Below are 16872 nucleotides of genomic sequence, written 5' to 3' on the forward strand. Positions count from 1 at the left end.
CAATGGACTCCGCCGCGTTCGCGGATTCGCTGCGGCCGGACGCGGCGGACTGGGACGCCCGCGGCGCGGTTCCGGACGATGTCGTCAAAGCCTTGGCGCACGCCGGTTTCCTGGCCGCCGACCTGCCCGCCGCCGCCGGGGGCGCCGGCCTTGCACCGGCCGCGCTGGGCGAACTGTGCGCCGATATCGGTGGCGTGTGCAGTTCCCTGCGAGCCCTCGTCACGGTGCAGGGCATGGTCGCCGCGGCCGTCCTGCGCTGGGGCACCGCCGGCCAGCGGTCGCACTGGTTGCCCGCGCTCGCGCGCGGGGACGTGCTGGCCGGGTTCGCCGCCACCGAACCCGGCGCCGGGAGCGACCTGTCCGCGGTGACCACGTCCGCCGTGCGCGAGGCCGGGCGGGTGCGCGTCCGCGGGCGCAAGCTGTGGGTCACCTTCGGGCAGGTCGCGAACGTCTTCCTGGTGCTCGCCGCGGACGCGGGCCGTCCCGTCGCGGTGCTGGTCGAGGCCGATCGGCCCGGGGTGGCCGTCGAGCCGGTGCGGGGGCAGCTGGGGCTGCGCGCGGCCCGGCTCGCCCACGTCCGGTTCGACGACGTGGCCGTCCCGGCGGACAACCTGCTCGCCCCATCGGGGTTCGGGCTGTCCCACGTCGTGGCGACGGCCCTGGACCACGGGCGGTTCACCGTCGCCTGGGGCTGCGTCGGGCTGGCGGAGGCGTGCCTGCGCACCGCCGCGGGGCACGCCGCCGACCGGGTCCAGGGCGGTGTGCGGCTCGCGGACCACCAGGTTGTGCGCGCCCTGCTCGGCCGCAGCCTCGCCGACGTCACGGCCGCGCGTGCGGTGTGCGCCCGCGCGGCCGCGCTGCGCGAGCGGGGCGCCCCGGACGCCGTGGCCGGGACCGTGCTGGCGAAGTACGTGGCGGCCGGAGCCGCCGCCGGGGTCGCCGACCGGGCCGGGCAGGTCCTCGGCGCGGCCGGCTGCGCCGAAGACAGCCTGGTCGGCCGGTTCTTCCGCGACGCCAAGGTGATGCGAATCATCGAGGGTGCCGACGAAGTCGCCGAACAGCAGCTCGGCGGATACGCGTTGCGGTGGCGGCCGTGAAGACGGTCAAGTGCCTGGTCTGGGACCTCGACGACACGCTGTGGGACGGCGTCGTGCTCGAGGGCGACCGGCCGCGGCCCTTCCCCGCCGCGATCGAGGCCCTGCACACGCTGGACCGCCGGGGGATCCTGCACGCCGTGGCGGGCCGGGGCGAGCTCGCGCGCGCGGCCGGGCACCTCGCCGAACACGGCCTGACGAACCTGTTCTGCGCGTGCGAAGTCGGCTGGGGCGAGAAGTCCGCGTCGATCCGCCGGATCGCCGCGGACCTGAACATCGGCCTGGACACCATCGCCTTCGCCGACAACGACCCGGCCGAGCGCGCCGAGGTCGCCGCCGCGCTGCCGATGGTCCGCTGCTACCCCGCCGAGCGGGTCGGCGAGCTGGCGGAGCTGGCCGAGTTCCGGCCGCCGCAGGTGACCGACGAGGCCCGCCACCGCCGCCACCGGTACCTCGCCGAACGGGACCGCGCCGCGGCGGAGCGCGCGTTCCCCGGGCCGCCGTCGGAGTTCCTCGCCTCGCTCGGGTTGACGATGACCGTCCGGGCCGCCGGCGAAGCCGACTTCGCCCGCGCGCACGAGCTCACCCTCCGCACCCACCAGCTCAACACCACGGGCCGCACCCTGGACGCCGGGCAGCTGCGCGACCTGTGTGCGTCCCCGGACCACGAGGTGCTGGTCGCGGACGTGACCGACCGGTTCGGCGCGCACGGCACCGTGGGGCTCGCCGTGCTGCGCGAGGACGGTCCCGACGTCGTGCTGGAGCTGCTGCTGACGTCGTGCCGGGTGCTGAACCGCGGCATCGGCGCGGTGCTGCTCGGCCACCTGGTGCGGGACGTCCTGGCGCGCGGACGGCGGCCGGTCGCCCGGTTCGTCCCGACGGCGGCCAACCGGATCATGCTGGTGACGCTGCGGTTCGCCGGCTTCGAGCCGGGCGCGGGATCGACGCTGGTCTTCGACCCGCACCGGCCGCCGCCGGCCGCGCCCGGGCACCTGCGGATCGTCGACGGGAGAACCGGGTGAGCATCGGAGTGGTGGGCGCGGGCGTGATGGGCACCGGCGTGGCCCAGTGTTTCGCCGCGGCCGGGTACGACGTCGTCGTCGCCGACCGGGACCCTGCGGCGCTGGCCCGCGGCCCGGACCGCGTCCGCACGGGGCTGCGGATGGCGGCGCTGCTCGGCGGCGCCCGCCCGGCGCCCGGGACCGCCGGCCGCATCCGCTGGACCGGCCGGCTCGCCGACCTCGGCGGCAGCGAGTTCGTCGTGGAATGCGCCGCCGAACGCTTGCCGGTGAAGGAAACCCTGTTCGGCGAGCTGGACCGGCTGTGTCCGGCCGGGACGGTCCTGGCGTCCTGCACGTCCGCCGTCCCGATCGGCCGGCTGGCGGCGGTCACCACCCGCGCGGACCGGGTCCTCGGCACCCACTTCATGAACCCGGCCCCGCTGAAGGACACGGTCGAGGTGGTCCGCACGACGGCAACGGCCGAGGAGACCCTCCGCACCACAACGGACCTGCTGACGGCCATCGGCAAACGGGCGATCGTGGTCGCCGACGGCCCGGGTTTCGTGGCCAACCGCGTGCTGATGGCGACGATCAACGAAGCGATCGCGACGGTCGGCGACGGCATCGCCGACGCGGTGACGGTGGACGAGGTCTTCGAGAACTGCTTCGGCCACGCGATGGGCCCGCTGCGCACGGCGGACCTCATCGGGCTGGACGTCATCCTGGACACGTTGGTGGTGCTGCGGGAATGCACGGGGAACCCGATGTACCGCCCGTGCCCGCTGCTGGCGGAGCTGGTGGCCGCGGGCCGGCTCGGCCGCAAGACCGGCCGGGGCCTGCACACCTACCCGGCGGGCTAGGTCGGCATCAGCTCCAGCGTCTCGGCGGCCAAGGCGGCCGCGCCCTCCCGGAGGTCCTCATCCAGCTTGCGGAACAGCGTCTCCGCCTGGATGGCCGGCCAGTCCGCCGGCAGGTGCTCGGCCGGCAGGTGCGGGTCCCGGCGCACCACGTGCAGCCAGTCCGCATGCAGTACCAGCTGGCGTGTCAGGTCGTCCGGGAACGCCGGCTTTCCCGCGTCCCACTTATCCAGGAACTCCTGGTAGCGCGAGGCGATCGTCGCCGTGTCGAAAGCCTTGCGCACCAACGAAGCCGCCTCGGCCGGCTGGGCTTCCGTGAACACCGTGACGTGGCCGTCCAGGCCGAGCTGCTCGACGATCGCCGTGACGTCGGGGGTGCCCGGGGCGACCCACAGCCCGTTCTGCAGCAAGCCGAAACCCGCCCACGTCAGCTGGCGGCGCAGGTCGTGGCGGTCGCCTCGGCGGGTGTCCGGGAGGGAAAACCCGACCAGTGTCCAGCCGCCGTCGGCGGAGCGGTTGACCGCGCCCGTTTCCCAGATCCGCCGGCGGCCGTCCTCGAGGACCGCCGCGAGGCGCTCGCTCAGGCCGAAGTAGACCTTCCGCCCGTGCCGGTGCCGGGTCAGCAAACCCGTGCCCGCCATGCGGGTCAGCGTCGAACGGACCGCCTCTTCGGAGACGCCGACCCGCGCGAACACGTCGATCACGCTGCCCGAATAGATCGCCGCCGGGCGGCCGAGCAGGTGGATGCCCAGAAAGGTGAGCATGACGGACTTCGGGCGGGGTCCGGAGCCGGTCTCGTCGAGGTGCGCCACGAGCGTCAGCGTAACCCGGGGCGGGCCCACTTGATGTTGTGCACAATGTTGACGGCCGTCATGGCCCTGACTAACGTTGGCCCCCGTTCCGCCGTCGTCCGCCCCCGGACGAACCTGATCCCGCCGCAACGCCCCCACCGACGAGGGTGAGCCCCATGAGCACTCAGCTCCGCAGAGCGGTCGCGTCCAGCTTCCTCGGCAGCCTGATCGAGTACTACGACTTCCTCCTCTACGCCACGGCCAGCGCGGTGGTGTTCGGCAAGGTCTTCTTCGCCGACCTCGATCCGGCGCTGGCCACGGTGGCCAGCTTCGGGACGTTCACCACCGGCTACCTCGCCCGCCCGCTCGGCGGCCTGCTCTTCGGCCACTTCGGCGACCGCTTGGGCCGCAAGCGGATGCTCGTGTTGACCATGACCCTGATGGGTATCGCGAGCTTCCTCATCGGCCTGCTCCCCGGCTACGACCAGATCGGCCCGGTCGCCCCGATCGGCTTGGTCCTGCTCCGCGTCGTCCAGGGCATCGCGGTCGGCGGCGAGTGGGGTGGCGCCGTCCTGATGTCCGCCGAGCACGCACGGACGCGCCGCGGGCTGTGGGCCGGGTTCACCAACGCCGGCGCCCCGAGCGGCATGGTCGTCTCGACGCTCGTCATGTCCGCCACCGCCGGGCTCACCTCCGAGGCCGACTTCCTCGCCTGGGGCTGGCGGATCCCCTTCCTGCTCAGCATCGTCCTGCTCGCGATCGGCCTGTTCGTGCGCTCCCGCGTCGAAGAGACGCCCGCGTTCCTGGCCGCCCGCAAGGAAGAACGGCGGCGGATCCCGCTCGTCGCCGTGCTGCGGGACCACCCGCGGGTACTGCTGCTCAGCGTCGGCGTCGGGCTCGCCGCGTTCGTCGTCCAGGCCACGCTGACCACGTTCGTGCTCGCCTACGGCGTCCAGCACGGCCATCCCCGGCAGGAGGTGCTCAACGCGCTCACGCTGTCGTCCGCCTGTGCGGTGGCGGGCATTTTGCTGTGGTCGGCGCTGTCCGACCGGATCGGGCGCCGCCCGGTCGTGCTCGCGGGGGTGGTCGCCATGGCGGCGTTCGGGTTCGCGCTGTTCCCGATGGTCCGCGACGGCAGCGGCCTGCTGCTCGTGCTCGCGCTGGTGATCGGCCAGGGCGTGCTCCACCCGATGATGTACGGCCCGCTGGCCGCGCTGTATTCGGAGCTCTTCGCCACCGAAAACCGGTACACCGGCGCGTCGCTGGGCTACCAGCTCGCCGGGCTCGGCGCCGGGTTCGCCCCGCTGATCTTCGCCGAACTCCAGCGCGCCAACGGCCCGTCGACCACTCCGGTGTCCTGGACCATCGCCGCGTTCTGCCTGCTGTCCGCCGTCTGCGTGCTGGCGCTGCGGGAGACCCACCGGCGTGAGCTCACCCCGGACGCGGCCGTCCCCGCGCCCGCCCGATCGGAAGGAACCCGAGGATGACCAGGTGGCTCCGCCGCACCGGCGCGCTCTTCGCGGCGACGCTGACCGCGTTCGGCCTCACCGCGGGCGGCCCGGCGCACGCCGCCGCGCCCGCCCACTACACCGGGCAGCTGCCGGATGGTGCGAGCTGGGTGGCGGACGTGCCGCCTGACTGGAACGGCACCGTCATCCTCTACAGCCACGGCTTCGGCCCGCTCGAGGCGCGCGACGCCCCGGACGAGCCGACCGCGCAGGCCCTGCTCGCCGCCGGTTACGCCCTGGTCGGCTCGTCCTACAGCGGGCCGTCGCTGTGGGCGGTCGCCACCGCCCCGCACGACCAGTTCGCCTCGCTCGACGCACTGGTGCGGCAGATCGGCGAGCCCCGCCGCACCATCGCGTGGGGCACCTCGATGGGCGGGCTGGTCAGCGCGCTCGAAGCCGAGTCCGGCGCGCGGCGGCTCGACGGAGCCCTGACGACCTGCGGCCTGGTCGCCGGCGCGCTGAACCTGAACGACTACCAGCTCGACGGCGAGTACGCGCTCTCCCGCCTGCTCGCCCCCGCGCAGCCGGTGAAGCTCGTCCGGTACGCAAGCGCCGACGAGGCGACCGCGGCGGGCGCGTCGCTGACGAAGATCGTCGCCGACGCCCAGGGCACCGCGGCCGGCCGGGCCCGGACCGCCCTCGGTGCCGCGCTGATGAACACGCCCACCTGGCTGACCGGTGCCACCCCGCCCGGCCCCGCCGACTACTCGGGCCAGGAGCAGCAACAGCAGCTGGCGCTGACGCAGTTCGTGCTCGGCTTCGTCGTGTCCGGCCGCTACCAGGTCGAGCTCGCCGCCGGCGGCAACAGCGCGGCCAACGCGGGCACCGACTACCGCGCGCTGCTGGCCGGCAGCCCGCTGGCCCGGCAGGTGCGGGCGCTGTACCGGGCGGCGGGCCTCGACCTCGACGCCGACCTCGCCGAGCTGACCCGCCACGCGGACATCACGGCCGACCCCGGCGCCGTCGGCACGCTCGCCCGCACGTCGACGACGACCGGCCGGCTCCGCGTCCCCGAGCTCGCCATCCACACGACCGCGGACCACCTGGTCCCGGTCGAGCAGGAGAACTGGTACGCCCACCGGGTCCGCGCCGCCGGGCGGGAACCGTTGCTGCGCCAGGCTTACGTCGATGCCGCCGGGCACTGCGCGTTCCAGCCGCCGGAGACCATCGCCGCCCTGCACGCCCTCGAATCCCGCATCGAAACCGGCCACTGGCCCGACCTCCGGCCGGAGCGGCTCAACGCGGCGGCGGCCGCGCTCGGCTCGCCCGGGCGCTACCTCCGGTACCACCCGGCGCCGCTGACCGGCGCCCACCGCTGACGCAAGTGGCCGCGGTGCCCGCCACCGGCACCGCGGTCACTTGCGTCCGGGTAAATCATTCCTTGCCGAGAAGGCATTTGAAGTCAATCAGGCCCGCCCCTAGCGTGGCCGGTATGAACCTCACGATCCTCGCGGCGTCCGGCCGGACCGGACTCGCGCTCACCGGGAAAGCACTGGAGCGCGGGCACACCGTGACCGCGATCGCCCGCGATCCCGGGCGCATCGCCGTTCCCGGCACCGCCCGGCTGCACCGGGTGGCGGCCGACGTCGAAGATCCGGCGAGCCTCGCCGCCGTCATCGGGCCGGACTCGGTGGTCCTGTCCGCGCTCGGCACGGACCGGGCCGGCGTGCTGCTGGCCGGCGCGAAGGCCGTCGTCGCGGCCGGGCCGCGGCGGATCATCTGGCTCGGGGCCTACGGGACGGGCCCGTCCGCGAGCGCCGCCTCCGAGGTGCTCGCGAAGCTGCTGGGCGACCGGCTCGGCGACAAGGTCGAAGCCGACGCCACCATCCTCGCCGCCGGCGGCACGGTGTTCCACGCCGGGATGCTCGCCGACGGACCGGAAAGCCCGCGGCGGCGCACGACCGGGCTCGACGCGGCCCCGCCGTTCGACCTCTCCGCGTCGGTCAGCCGTGACACCGTGGCGGCGGCCATGCTCGACGAAGCCGAGACGCCCCGCTTCGCCGGCGCGGTGGCCGTGCCGCTGGCCGGCTAACCGGCGGTCACCTCGTCGAGGGCGGCCCGGACCTGCTCCCGGAGCCAGGCGTGCGCGGGGTCGGAGTCGTAGCGCTGGTGCCAGGTGCAGCAGACCTCCGCCGCCGGGGCCGCGGCCGGCAGCGGCCGGGTGATCAGGCCGAACGCCTCGATCAGCGGGCGCCCCAGGATTTCCGTGCAGCTGACCAATACGTCGCTGGTCGCCGCCAGCTGCAGGGCGGTGGCGACGGTCGCGACGGCCGCCACCACCTTGCGGCGCAGGCCCTCGGCGGCCAGCACGTCGTCGATCGGCGCGGTGAGCCGGCCGCGGCGGGAGACCACCACGTGCGGCGCCGCGGCGTAGGAGCGCAGGTCGAGCCCGGTGGCGCAGGGGTGACCCGGGCGCATGGCCACGACCAGCGCGTCGCGGCCGAGCACGGCCGACCGGAACTCGGGCAGGTGCGGCCGCCCGCCGCCGAGTTCGAGGTCGACCCGGCCGTTGCGCAGGTCGTCGGTGTCGCCGGAGTGCTCCGCCAGCACCCGCAGCCGCGTGCCGGGCGCCTGCGCCCGGAGCCGGGCGAGCAGCGCCGGGACGACCGACGCGGTGAGCGCGTCGTGGCACTGGATGGTGAACGTGCGGTCCAGTTCGCCGAGGTCCAGTTCGCGGGCCGGGCGCAGCACCTCGCGTGCCTGCTGCACCAGCCGGTGCACGTCCTCGCGGACCGAAAGCGCGTAGGGCGTCGGGACCATCGTGTGCCCGGTGCGGACCAGGAGGTCGTCGCCGGTCACCGCGCGCAGCCGGCCCAGGGTGCGGCTGACCGCGGGCGAGGACAGGTGCAGCCGCTCGGCCGCACCCCGAACGCTGCCCTCTTCCAGCAGGGCGTCGAGCACGGTGAGCAAGTTCAAGTCGAGTTGCACGAACGCAAGACAACCACAGGAGGAACCATGAGCCAGGACCTGCTCACCGCCACGACCGCCGCCGTCCGCGACGCCGGCGCCCGGATGCTGGCGCGCTACTCCCCCGGGTCGCGCCGGCCGGGCCTGCCGGAGGTGCTGGAGAGCCTGCACGCCAACGACGCGGCGGTCGCCGAGGTGCTGCGGCCGGCGTTGACCGGCATCCGGCCGCAGGCGCGCTGGCTCGACGACGAGCACGGATCGGGCCCGCTGCCGGCGGGTGAGTGGTGGCTGATCGACCCGGTCGGCGGCAACGTCAACGCCGTGCACGGCATGCCGGACTGGAACATCGGCGTGAGCCTCGTCCGCGACGGCCGTCCGGTGCTCGGAGTGGTCTACTTCCCGGTACCGGACGAGATGTTCACCGCCCGCGAAGGCGGCGGCGCGTTCCTCAACGGCGAACCGCTGCGGGTGTCCGCCAAGACGTCGCTGGCCGGCGCGCTGACCGGCACCGGCCAGGCGCAGCCGGGTCACGACGCCGGCCTCCTGGAGCGGATGGGCACGTCGTTCACGGCGATGGCGAAGGCCGCGCTGCACGTGCGGATCTCAGTGCCGGTGACCCAGCAGCTCGCCCAGGTCGCGGCCGGCCGGCTGGACCTGCACTGGCAGCTCGACAACGTCCGCTCGCACGCGGCGGGCGTGCTGCTGGTGCAGGAGGCGGGTGGTGTCGTGACCGGTCTCGGCGGCGAGCCGTGGGACATCGCGGGCCGGAGTTACCTGGCCGCCGCGCCCGGCGTGCACGCGGAGGCGCTGAAGGTCCTCGCCGGGATCTCCGGATCCCGGCCGGACTGAAGCCGGCGGCGAACAGGCCGGTCTCCGGCAATTCCGGCCTGTTCACCGCCGACAGCCCGGCCGATCACCCGGAAAGCATTCCGGGCCACGCGCACGGAATCAGGACAGGCCGAAAAAAGCGATGGCGACCGCGGCCATGCCGGCCGCGGGCAGGCTGTGCCCGGCGCCCTGGATGCTGTAGGCCTCCACCCGGACACTGCCGGAGCCGTCGGCGAAGCGGCGGCGGTTCCACCCGGCCTGCGGGGTGTCCGTGGACGTCGGGGTCTGGCTCAGGCCCGCGACGTTGGTCCACTGCTCGACTTCCTCCTGCAGCAGCGAATACGGCACGAGCGTGTCCGCGGTGCCGTGCCACAGCTGGACGCGCGGGCGCGGGCCGGTGTAGCCCGGGTACGCCTGCCGGACCGCGTCGCCCCACTGCTGCGGCGTCCGGTTCATGCTGCCGCCGGTGCACTTGCTGGACCAGGGCGGGAAGTCGGCCGCGCCGGAGAAGCAGTTGAAGGGCACGCCCATGAACGCCGCGCCCGCCTTGAAAACGTCCGGGTAGAGGGCGAGCAGCTCGTTCGTCATCATGCCGCCGGAGGAAGAGCCGGTGGCGAAGACGCGGTCCGGGTCGCCGCCGTAGTGCTGTTCGGCGTAGGTCACCATCGACGCGATCGACACCGGGTCGCTGCCGCCGCCGCGGTGCTTCGCCGCGTCGGACCAGGTGTCGAAGCAGTTGCCGAACCCGGCCTGCTGCTGGGCGCTGGGGTAGATGACGACGAAGCCGTACCGGCCGGCCAGGGAGGCGAACTCGCTGCCGGAGTAGAAGCCCGGGCCCGATCCCCCGCACCCGTGCATGGCGACGACGATCGCCGGGTGGGCCGGCCGGGTGTCCGGCACGTAGACGTGCATCCGCATCCCGCCCGGGTTGTTGCCGAAGCCGGTCACCTCCACCAGCGACGCGGCCGCCGCCGTCGGCGGGACGGCCACGCCGGTCACCGCGATCAGCACACTGCTCGCGAACGCCACGAACGCCGTTCTGAATCCACTCATCGGTGACCTCCGGTCGGCGATCCCCCTCGGCAGCGAGATTAGGCAGACCGGCGACGACCGTCAATGAAACACCGAATGATTGCGCAATTCAGACCAGCCGGGAAAACGAAAGTTTCGCGCCCGGCTCCGAATACGGCGAAAGACGTTCGACACTATTCTGGCGATCGCCGGCCGGATGACGAACGACTCGCCGCGCGTTAAGTTGAGCTCCGGCGAGGAGGTGGCGCATGGCCGAAGCGGACGGCGGCACGTCCGGCGTGCGGCCGGAAACCCTGCTGCTCACGCTGCTCGGCGACCACGTGCTGGACCGCGGGATCGCGGTCTCCACCGGCGGCGTCATCGCCGCCCTGGACCGGCTCGGCGTCGGTGAACACGCGACGCGGGCGACGCTGGGCCGGATGATCCGCCGCGACCTGCTCCGCACCGTCCGCCGGGGCCGCCAGGCGTTCCTCGGCCTGACCGGGCACGGCGCCGCGGTGCTGCGCGACGGGCAGCGGAAGCTCGAGGGCGACGTCGTCGACCGGCACTGGGACGGCCGGTGGACGCTGCTGACGTTCTCGGTGCCGGAAAGCCGCCGCGCGGACCGCCACGCCCTGCGCACCCGGCTCGACTGGTTCGGGTTCGGGCTGCTGCGCAGCGGCCTGTGGGTCTCGACGTCGGCCGCCGACATCGCGCCCGCCCTGGCCGAGCTCGACCTGCTCGACCACGCCGAAGTGTTCCGCGCCGAGGTGTTCATGTGGACCGACCCCGCGCGGATCGCGCGGGAGGCGTGGGACCTCCCGCAGCTCGCGGCCGGCTACGAGCAGTTCCTCGGCCGCTGGACCGGCGACGCCCACGGCGACCTCGACGAGCTGTCCCGGAGCATCCGGCTGGGCGCGGAGTGGCTCCTGCTCCTCCGCCGCGACCCGGTCCTGCCGCCGGCGCTGCTGCCGCCGGGCTGGCCGGGCACGCGCGCCGCGGCGTTGTTCCGCGGCCTGCGCCGGCGCTGGGCCCGCCCGGCGGGCAAGCTCGCCGCCGAGGTGCTCGAGTCGCTCGTCGATGACTGACGATCGGCGGTTGCCACGTTGCATGCCACGTTGCAAACTAGCCACGGCCCGATCCGTCCCCACCCCGGAGGTCACCGGTGACCGACATCGATCGACGCGACGTGCTGCGAGCCCTCACCGCGCTGGGGGTGACCGGCGTGACCGCGAGCCTGTTCGGCGGCACCGCCGCAGCGTCCGGCACGAGCCCGCTGGACCTGAAGTTCTCGATCACCGAACAGTTCCGGCCGTTCGACCTGATCGCGCCGAACTTCGTCCAGGTCGACACCGCGGCCCGGCCCGGTGCCCTGGTCGAGACCGGCGTGCGGCCGAAAGCCCCGTACGGGACGGTGACCGTCGAGGTGCTCGATGCGAGCGCGCCCGTCATCGCCGGGTTCGCCGGCCACGGGGTCTCGGTGCTCGGCACCTACGACCCGGCCGCCGGGCAGGCGGGCATCGAGATCACCACCCCGGCCGGCACGACGGTGGTCAAGACCGCGCCGGCCGACCTGCGGGCGCCGTTCGGCTTCGCCGTGGTGGTCAACGAAAACGCCGTGACGGTGCTGGCCGACCGCGGCACCGGCTGGCGGCCGCTGCTCACCGAGCGCGACCAGGTCCGCGCGCGGATCGACCTGCGCGACCCCGCGGTGCTCGGGAAGCTGGGTTACGCGTACGGCCGCCGCGGCCCGGCGCGGCTGGGCCGGGTGCGGGCCGGCTACTACGGCCAGGCCGGCGTCCGCGACCCGCACGTCGTGCAGCACGCCGACGGCCGGCCCTACATCCGCCACGGCAAGCTCTACCTGACGATGACCAACGCCGGCCTCGGGTTCTTCCAGCAGGCGCACTGGGCGGTGTGGACCCTCGACCTGGCTGACCCGGCGAAGCTGGAGCAGGTCGCAACGCTGTTCTTCGCGCGGGACGGCGTCGTGCTCGGCGACCACGCCGGCCAGATCGTCGTCGACGACGACCGGTTCATCCTGCTGATGAGCTCGTGGGGCGACTTCGACTTCAAGGGCGTGCACGTCCGGCACACCGTCACCCGCGCCGACGTGCTTTCGGGGGTGCACGTGCTGCCCACCCGGCAGCTGGCGCTGCCCACCACGGTCAGCTCGTGGGACCCGGCGCTGACGAAGATCGACGGCCGCTGGCACATCGCGTTCGTGGAAAGCCCGGCTCAGCAACCGGCCTTCGTGTTCCACCCCGCGCTCGCGGCGGCCCCGCGCGGGGCGGACTACGACCGCGGCCTGACGCTGCTGGGCGCCGACCGGTCGGTCAGCCAGACCGAAGGCACGATCCTGCAGCGCGTGGGCGGCCGGTGGTACCTGTTCGCCAGCGACGGCGACGCCCGCGAGTACCCGGTGTACGACCTGCAGCTGCGCAAGCTCGGCACGCTGAACGCGCCCTACGGCACCAACATCCCGCACCCGATGCTGGTGCGGATCGGCAACCGGTGGTGGCTGCCCACCTTCAACGGGACGCAGTACGCCGAGGACGTCCTGGGGTACGGCGGTCACGGGGACTTCATCCTGATGCAGGCGCCGCTGTGATCCAGGTCACGCCACTCCCGTGACGTCAACCTCTCCCGGTCCCTCCCCGTCCATCCGGGACGACGGAGGAGTGGGTCATGAAGGTTCTCGTCGCGGGAGCGACCGGCGTGGTCGGCGGCCGGGTGGTGCCGTTGCTGGCCGCCGCCGGGCACGACGTGCTGGCGCTGGCCCGCCCGGGCCGTGACCGGGCCCCGCTGGCGGCGGCCGGCGCGGAGGTCCTGGTGGCCGACGCGCTCGACCGCGACGGCGTCCGGGCGACGGTCCGGCGGGCGGCCCCGGACGTCGTGGTCAACCTGCTGACGGCGATCCCCGCCGAGCCCGACCCGAAGCACCTGGCCCGCGACCTGGCGCCGACCGGCCGCCTGCGCACCGAAGGCACCCGCAACCTGCTCGACGCGGCCGGGGAAGCCCGCGTGATCAGCCAGTCCCTGGCCTACGGCTACCAGCCGGACGACGGACCGGCCGCCGAGGACGACCCCCTGTGGCGGGCGGGGCCGCCCCCGCAGTTCGCCCCGGTGCTGGCGGCCCTGATCGAGCTGGAACGCCTGACGACCCGCGCGGGCGGCCTGGTGCTCCGCCTCGGTCACCTGTACGGCCCCGGAACGGCGTTCGCCGGCGACGGAGCGTTCACCCGGCAGGTGCGCGCCGGGCGGGTACCGCTCGCGGGTGGCGGAAGGGCGGTGTTTTCCTTCACCCACGCGGACGACGCGGCAGCAGCGGTCACGGCGGCCGTCGACCGCGACGCGGTGACCGGAGTGCTGAACATCGTCGACGACGAGCCCGCACCCCTGCACGACTGGCTGCCGGCTTGGGCGAGGCTGCTGGACGCCCCGGCACCGAGGAGGATCCCGGCCGCAGTGGCACGGCTGGCGGTGGGCAGCTGGGGGGTGGCGTTCCTGAACCGGTTGCGCGGCGCGGGCAACGCACGGGCCCGCCTGCGCCTGGGCTGGCGACCCCGGTTTCCTTCGGTGGCCGAGGGGTTCGCGGCGGAGTTCGGTTGCGAGCGGGCTCGCTCGCAACCGAGGTGATCAAGGCACCTTCAGCCGCCGGTCTTCCGCGCGCTCCCGCCAGAACGCGTTGCCCGCGAACCGCCGCTCCCACCCGTAGACCTCGCTCCGCACCGCGCGGTACTCCGCCGCCGCCGAGCGGACGAATTCCGCGTAAACCTCCCCGGAATCCGCGACCGCCGGCCGGATTCCAGCGCGAAAGCCGCGCCCCCGGACGAAAGCGGGTCCACCGCGAGCGCCGCGTCGCCGACCGCCATCCAGCCCGGGCCCGATGCCGGCGTCAGGCGGTGGCTCGCCGCGCTCACCACGCGAAGCCCGCCGATCGGTGTCCCGGCCGAAAGGGAGGCACTCCACGCGGCCGACGCCAGCGCCGCCGCCCAGCCGGGCTCGGTCGCCAGCCCGGCCGACGCCACCATCCGCGCGTCGGCGAAGCGGGCCAGCAACCGGCGGCCGCCCGGCAACGGGGACGCGTACCACCAGCCGTCCGGGACCGCTTCGAGGAACGTGTCGCCCGGGGGCGTTCCCGCCGGCAGGGCGAACACCCGCGCGACGCAGACCAGGCGGTCGAGACGCTCGCGGCGGGCGCCCAGGGACCGCGCGATCCGCGGCCGCCGTCCGGTCGCGTCGATGACCAGGGCCGCGCGCACCGGGGTGTCCGCGTCCACCACGAACCCGCCCGGCACCCGCCGCACGCGGCGGACCGCGATCCCGCGGCGGACGTCGGCGCCGGCTTCGACCGCCGCGTCCGCCAGCATGCCGTCGAAACGGGCGCGGTCGGTGTGCCAGCCGTGGCCGTACGGGCTGACCACGAACGACCGCTCGGCCACTTCGGGGCCGCCCCACGCGCTCGCCGTCCGGTACGACGGGACCGGCCCGGACGCCACGAACCGGTCCCACACGCCGAGGGCGCGCAGCAGCGGGTTCACCGCGGGCGGCAGGGTCTCCCCCATCCGCAGCTCGCCGTAGCCCGACCGCTCGAACAACGTCACCCCGGCGCCGGAGCGGGCCAGCTCGAGGGCGGCCACGGCGTCGGCCGGGCCACCCCCGACGACCACGACGTCACCCCTCATCGCCGACCGTCCGCCGCAGCTCGGCCACCAGGCGGCGCACCTCGCCGGAGGCGCCGGAGTCCGGCGCGGCGTCGCGGCAGAGCGCCTTCACGCACTGCAGGAACTCCTTCGGGTCCAGCCCGTACTCGCTCCACCGCCGCATCAGGCGGTCGTTGCCCGCCAGGGTGAGCAGGACGCAGCGCAGCAGCGCACACCACCGGCGGTCGTGCTCGGCCAGCGCCCCGCCGACGTCACCCGGTCCCCCGCGCGGCGGGGTGTCGCCGCCGCGCCAGACGCCGGCCCAGAGGGTGCGTTCGCGGGTGAAGAGGTGGCCGCGGGCGGTGCGGCCGCCCGCCCGGGCGCGGACCTGGTGGTCGCCGATCGTGTGCGCGACGAAGGACCCGGTGAACTCGTCGCCGTCGGGCGTCAGGGCCAGCGTGCTGACCGCGCCGCCCGGCCGGGTGATCTCCGCCCAGACGGTCTTGTCCGCGGTCAGCGGGATGCCCGAGTCGGTCAGCGCTGGCCGCCGCGCCGGTCGTAGGCCAGCACCGCGTTCCACATGCTCTCGTGGGTGGGCCGGCCGGGGTCGGCGAGCAGCCGGTCCGGCGACCGTTCTGCGAGGCGCCTGGGTCAAGGCCCCGTCCTGGGATCGGGTGGCGAGGCTCGTGCAAGCGTGTGCCGGGAGGTTGTCCGCCGGAGCCGTGCCCGGGGATGTCCGGCGGCCGGCGGATGTCCGATGGTGGCGGGAGCAGCACGCCGACCTGGTGCGCAGGCTCGAGCCGGATCCGGTGACGCGAACATCGTCGGCGGGATCTTCCGAGCAGCCCTGGGATTGATCATCGATCACCTGCGGTCCGGACCGTCGAGGGGCCGCCGACTCCGCCCACGGTAGACGCGTCCTCAATAGACAGACGCCGGCCGCCTGCGCCCGGCCGGCTTGGCCGGGCGCAGGCGGCTGCGTGCGTCAGGAAAACGATGCGATGAAATAGATGACGACGCCGATCAGGGCGAGCACCTCGGTCAGCACGAACGTCGAATACCCGATCGTCTGCAGTTTTCCCTGTGCTTCCGGCTGGCGAGCGGTTCCGGTAATGACGGCGGCGAAGATCAGGCCGACGCCGATTCCCGGGCCGATGGCGCCCAGGCCGTAGCCGATGGCCGCCAGGCCCGGGTTGATGTTGGCCGCCTGGGCCAAAACGGTGTCGTTCATGGATGTTCCCCTTCACATCGGTCCACGCGCACGCTCGCGTGGAGCAGCGGCTCGGGTGTTCTCACCGGACAAGGGATCAGGGCTGGCGAAGGCGTCGTAAACGGCGGCTGTCGTCGAAGCGGGCAGATCTCGTCGGGCCAGGGGAAGCGACCGGCCGGGATTTTCGGGAATCGAGGGGTCCGGTCAACCCAAGGATATCACGTCGAATCCCGCGCCGCCGGGAAAAACCGGGCGCGAGACGTCTTCGCGGATCCACGCCTGCGCGCTGGTCTCCTTCACGTGCACGAAGACCCGGGCGTACCGCTCCGGTCCGCTCAACGCGCTGTGGCGGATCACCTCGTCGTAGAACCACGCCGAAGCGATCAGCGCGAGACAGCCCGCCGACCGCGCCAACGCCTGCTTCACCGCCGGGGAATCCAGCAGCCGGAACGCGTGCAGGATCGCCTGGCCCGTCGCGCCGTGGGCGTCGTGGCTGACTTCGCCGGCGTGCAGCGCCAGGCGCAGCCGGATCCGGCGGGCCGCCGGGCTGTGTCCATTGTGGTCGGTCAGGGCCGCCGCGAGCGCCGGGGGCACCCGCTCGGCGAAGATCGCCTTGGGGTAGCCCGCCGGGGCCAGCACGAGGATGCCGTCGCCGAGGTCGGCGTGGTGGCAGTCGCCCCAGCCGACGCCGGAGGCGACCAGGGCGCGCTGGACCGCGTCGTACAGCCCGGCGCGGATCGCGAGCCGGTCCGCGTTGGTCCGGCGCGGGGACGAGAACCCCTCGACGTCGACGGCGAGGATCGTCCGGTGCATCGCCGTTTCGCGGGCGTGGCCGGGCCGCCGCAGCCGCCGCCACCTCCAGCGGCACCCGCCACCGACACAGTTCTGCGCCGCATCCGCTTTCGGCATCTGGCCACCTCCGCTGGGCCGGTCGTCCGAACCGATCGTGCGGCCGGCCGGTTGACACTTCGGTTGCCGGTCACTGGACAGTTCCTTGACAGCGGCGGTCCGGGCGCGGA

17 protein-coding genes are annotated in these 16872 nt (G+C 74.1%); 10 read left to right on the forward strand and 7 right to left on the reverse strand.

Going from position 1 to position 16872, the window contains the following annotated elements; genetic code table 11:
- The first annotated feature begins 2 nt into the window (after positions 1-2).
- Genes C2L59_RS10405 through C2L59_RS10415 form a run of 3 tightly spaced genes read left to right on the forward strand, consistent with a single transcriptional unit; the run spans position 3 to position 2955 of the window.
- Entirely contained in the window at positions 3-1097 is a 1095-nt protein-coding gene (locus C2L59_RS10405) for an acyl-CoA dehydrogenase family protein (RefSeq protein ID WP_103349320.1), read from the forward strand.
- Positions 1094-2116 carry an HAD family hydrolase gene (locus C2L59_RS10410; RefSeq protein ID WP_233223391.1) on the forward strand — a complete coding sequence of 341 codons (1023 nt, stop codon included), beginning with the start codon at positions 1094-1096 and terminating at the stop codon, positions 2114-2116. Before C2L59_RS10405 ends, C2L59_RS10410 begins: the two co-directional genes overlap by 4 nt.
- Positions 2113-2955 carry a 3-hydroxyacyl-CoA dehydrogenase family protein gene (locus tag C2L59_RS10415; protein WP_103349322.1) on the forward strand — a complete coding sequence of 281 codons (843 nt, stop codon included), beginning with the start codon at positions 2113-2115 and terminating at the stop codon, positions 2953-2955. The genes C2L59_RS10410 and C2L59_RS10415 overlap by 4 nt, the downstream gene beginning before the upstream one ends.
- Here the strand turns inward: C2L59_RS10415 and C2L59_RS10420 are convergent.
- Positions 2952-3764 carry a PaaX family transcriptional regulator C-terminal domain-containing protein gene (locus tag C2L59_RS10420; protein ID WP_103349323.1) on the reverse strand — a complete coding sequence of 271 codons (813 nt, stop codon included), beginning with the start codon at positions 3762-3764 and terminating at the stop codon, positions 2952-2954. The two genes, C2L59_RS10415 and C2L59_RS10420, sit on opposite strands and share 4 nt — an antisense overlap.
- Positions 3765-3919: 155 nt before the next feature.
- Between C2L59_RS10420 and C2L59_RS10425 the strand changes: the two genes are divergently transcribed.
- From C2L59_RS10425 to C2L59_RS10435, 3 genes are all read left to right on the forward strand, one after another.
- Positions 3920-5230, forward strand: coding sequence for an MFS transporter (locus C2L59_RS10425; protein ID WP_199199002.1), 1311 nt, complete (start codon positions 3920-3922; stop codon positions 5228-5230).
- Complete coding sequence (locus C2L59_RS10430; RefSeq protein ID WP_103349325.1) at positions 5227-6570, forward strand: alpha/beta hydrolase; 1344 nt, start codon at positions 5227-5229, stop codon at positions 6568-6570. Before C2L59_RS10425 ends, C2L59_RS10430 begins: the two co-directional genes overlap by 4 nt.
- Positions 6571-6683: 113 nt before the next feature.
- Positions 6684-7283 carry an NAD(P)-dependent oxidoreductase gene (locus C2L59_RS10435; protein WP_199199003.1) on the forward strand — a complete coding sequence of 200 codons (600 nt, stop codon included), beginning with the start codon at positions 6684-6686 and terminating at the stop codon, positions 7281-7283.
- On the opposite strand, the gene C2L59_RS10440 is transcribed toward C2L59_RS10435, so the two are convergent.
- Positions 7280-8179 carry a LysR family transcriptional regulator gene (locus C2L59_RS10440; RefSeq protein ID WP_103349327.1) on the reverse strand — a complete coding sequence of 300 codons (900 nt, stop codon included), beginning with the start codon at positions 8177-8179 and terminating at the stop codon, positions 7280-7282. The two genes, C2L59_RS10435 and C2L59_RS10440, sit on opposite strands and share 4 nt — an antisense overlap.
- A 27-nt stretch (positions 8180-8206) precedes the next feature.
- Here C2L59_RS10440 and C2L59_RS10445 point away from each other — a divergent pair, with 27 nt between their 5' ends.
- A complete protein-coding gene (locus C2L59_RS10445; RefSeq protein WP_103349328.1) occupies positions 8207-9007 on the forward strand; it encodes an inositol monophosphatase in 801 nt (266 codons plus the stop codon).
- 99 nt (positions 9008-9106) lie between these two features.
- Here the strand turns inward: C2L59_RS10445 and C2L59_RS10450 are convergent, their stop codons facing one another.
- The gene (locus C2L59_RS10450; RefSeq protein ID WP_199199004.1) at positions 9107-10039 is read right to left on the reverse strand and encodes a PHB depolymerase family esterase; all 933 of its coding nucleotides are present in this window, start codon (positions 10037-10039) and stop codon (positions 9107-9109) included.
- Between the two features lie 227 nt (positions 10040-10266).
- On the opposite strand from C2L59_RS10450, the gene C2L59_RS10455 reads away from it, so the two are divergent.
- The 3 genes from C2L59_RS10455 (at position 10267) to C2L59_RS10465 (ending at position 13636) form a co-directional block, all read left to right on the forward strand.
- Positions 10267-11085 (forward strand): PaaX family transcriptional regulator C-terminal domain-containing protein, encoded by an 819-nt coding sequence (locus C2L59_RS10455; protein ID WP_103349330.1) that lies wholly within the window; start codon positions 10267-10269, stop codon positions 11083-11085.
- Positions 11086-11162: 77 nt separating this feature from the next.
- Positions 11163-12608: a hypothetical protein gene (locus C2L59_RS10460; protein ID WP_103349331.1), complete on the forward strand. Its 1446-nt coding sequence runs from the start codon at positions 11163-11165 to the stop codon at positions 12606-12608.
- 77 nt (positions 12609-12685) lie between these two features.
- Positions 12686-13636: an NAD(P)-dependent oxidoreductase gene (locus C2L59_RS10465; protein ID WP_103349332.1), complete on the forward strand. Its 951-nt coding sequence runs from the start codon at positions 12686-12688 to the stop codon at positions 13634-13636.
- An 11-nt stretch (positions 13637-13647) separates the two neighbouring features.
- On the opposite strand, the gene C2L59_RS10470 is transcribed toward C2L59_RS10465, so the two are convergent.
- The 4 genes from C2L59_RS10470 to C2L59_RS10485 form a co-directional block, all read right to left on the reverse strand.
- A complete protein-coding gene (locus C2L59_RS10470) occupies positions 13648-14685 on the reverse strand; it encodes a tryptophan 7-halogenase (RefSeq protein WP_103349333.1) in 1038 nt (345 codons plus the stop codon).
- The gene (locus tag C2L59_RS10475) at positions 14675-15223 is read right to left on the reverse strand and encodes a hypothetical protein (protein WP_103349334.1); all 549 of its coding nucleotides are present in this window, start codon (positions 15221-15223) and stop codon (positions 14675-14677) included. The genes C2L59_RS10470 and C2L59_RS10475 overlap by 11 nt, the downstream gene beginning before the upstream one ends.
- Positions 15224-15628: 405 nt before the next feature.
- Positions 15629-15874 (reverse strand): ATP F0F1 synthase subunit C, encoded by a 246-nt coding sequence (locus tag C2L59_RS10480; protein WP_103349335.1) that lies wholly within the window; start codon positions 15872-15874, stop codon positions 15629-15631.
- Between the two features lie 183 nt (positions 15875-16057).
- Positions 16058-16762 (reverse strand): hypothetical protein, encoded by a 705-nt coding sequence (locus C2L59_RS10485; protein WP_146060304.1) that lies wholly within the window; start codon positions 16760-16762, stop codon positions 16058-16060.
- Positions 16763-16872 lie beyond the last annotated feature (110 nt).

This window comes from Amycolatopsis sp. CA-128772 (genome assembly GCF_002904295.1).
Lineage (GTDB): Bacteria > Actinomycetota > Actinomycetes > Mycobacteriales > Pseudonocardiaceae > Amycolatopsis.

Bases quoted from the DNA above. Each gene is read 5' to 3' on its own strand.
- C2L59_RS10405 (WP_103349320.1), top strand. From the start codon at position 3: ATGGACTCCGCCGCGTTCGCGGATTCGCTGCGGCCGGACGCGGCGGAC.
- C2L59_RS10425 (WP_199199002.1), top strand. From the start codon at position 3,920: ATGAGCACTCAGCTCCGCAGAGCGGTCGCGTCCAGCTTCCTCGGCAGC.
- C2L59_RS10430 (WP_103349325.1), top strand. From the start codon at position 5,227: ATGACCAGGTGGCTCCGCCGCACCGGCGCGCTCTTCGCGGCGACGCTG.
- C2L59_RS10435 (WP_199199003.1), top strand. From the start codon at position 6,684: ATGAACCTCACGATCCTCGCGGCGTCCGGCCGGACCGGACTCGCGCTC.
- C2L59_RS10445 (WP_103349328.1), top strand. From the start codon at position 8,207: ATGAGCCAGGACCTGCTCACCGCCACGACCGCCGCCGTCCGCGACGCC.
- C2L59_RS10450 (WP_199199004.1), bottom strand. From the start codon at position 10,039: ATGAGTGGATTCAGAACGGCGTTCGTGGCGTTCGCGAGCAGTGTGCTG.
- C2L59_RS10455 (WP_103349330.1), top strand. From the start codon at position 10,267: ATGGCCGAAGCGGACGGCGGCACGTCCGGCGTGCGGCCGGAAACCCTG.
- C2L59_RS10465 (WP_103349332.1), top strand. From the start codon at position 12,686: ATGAAGGTTCTCGTCGCGGGAGCGACCGGCGTGGTCGGCGGCCGGGTG.
- C2L59_RS10470 (WP_103349333.1), bottom strand. From the start codon at position 14,685: ATGAGGGGTGACGTCGTGGTCGTCGGGGGTGGCCCGGCCGACGCCGTG.
- C2L59_RS10480 (WP_103349335.1), bottom strand. From the start codon at position 15,874: ATGAACGACACCGTTTTGGCCCAGGCGGCCAACATCAACCCGGGCCTG.
- C2L59_RS10485 (WP_146060304.1), bottom strand. From the start codon at position 16,762: ATGCCGAAAGCGGATGCGGCGCAGAACTGTGTCGGTGGCGGGTGCCGC.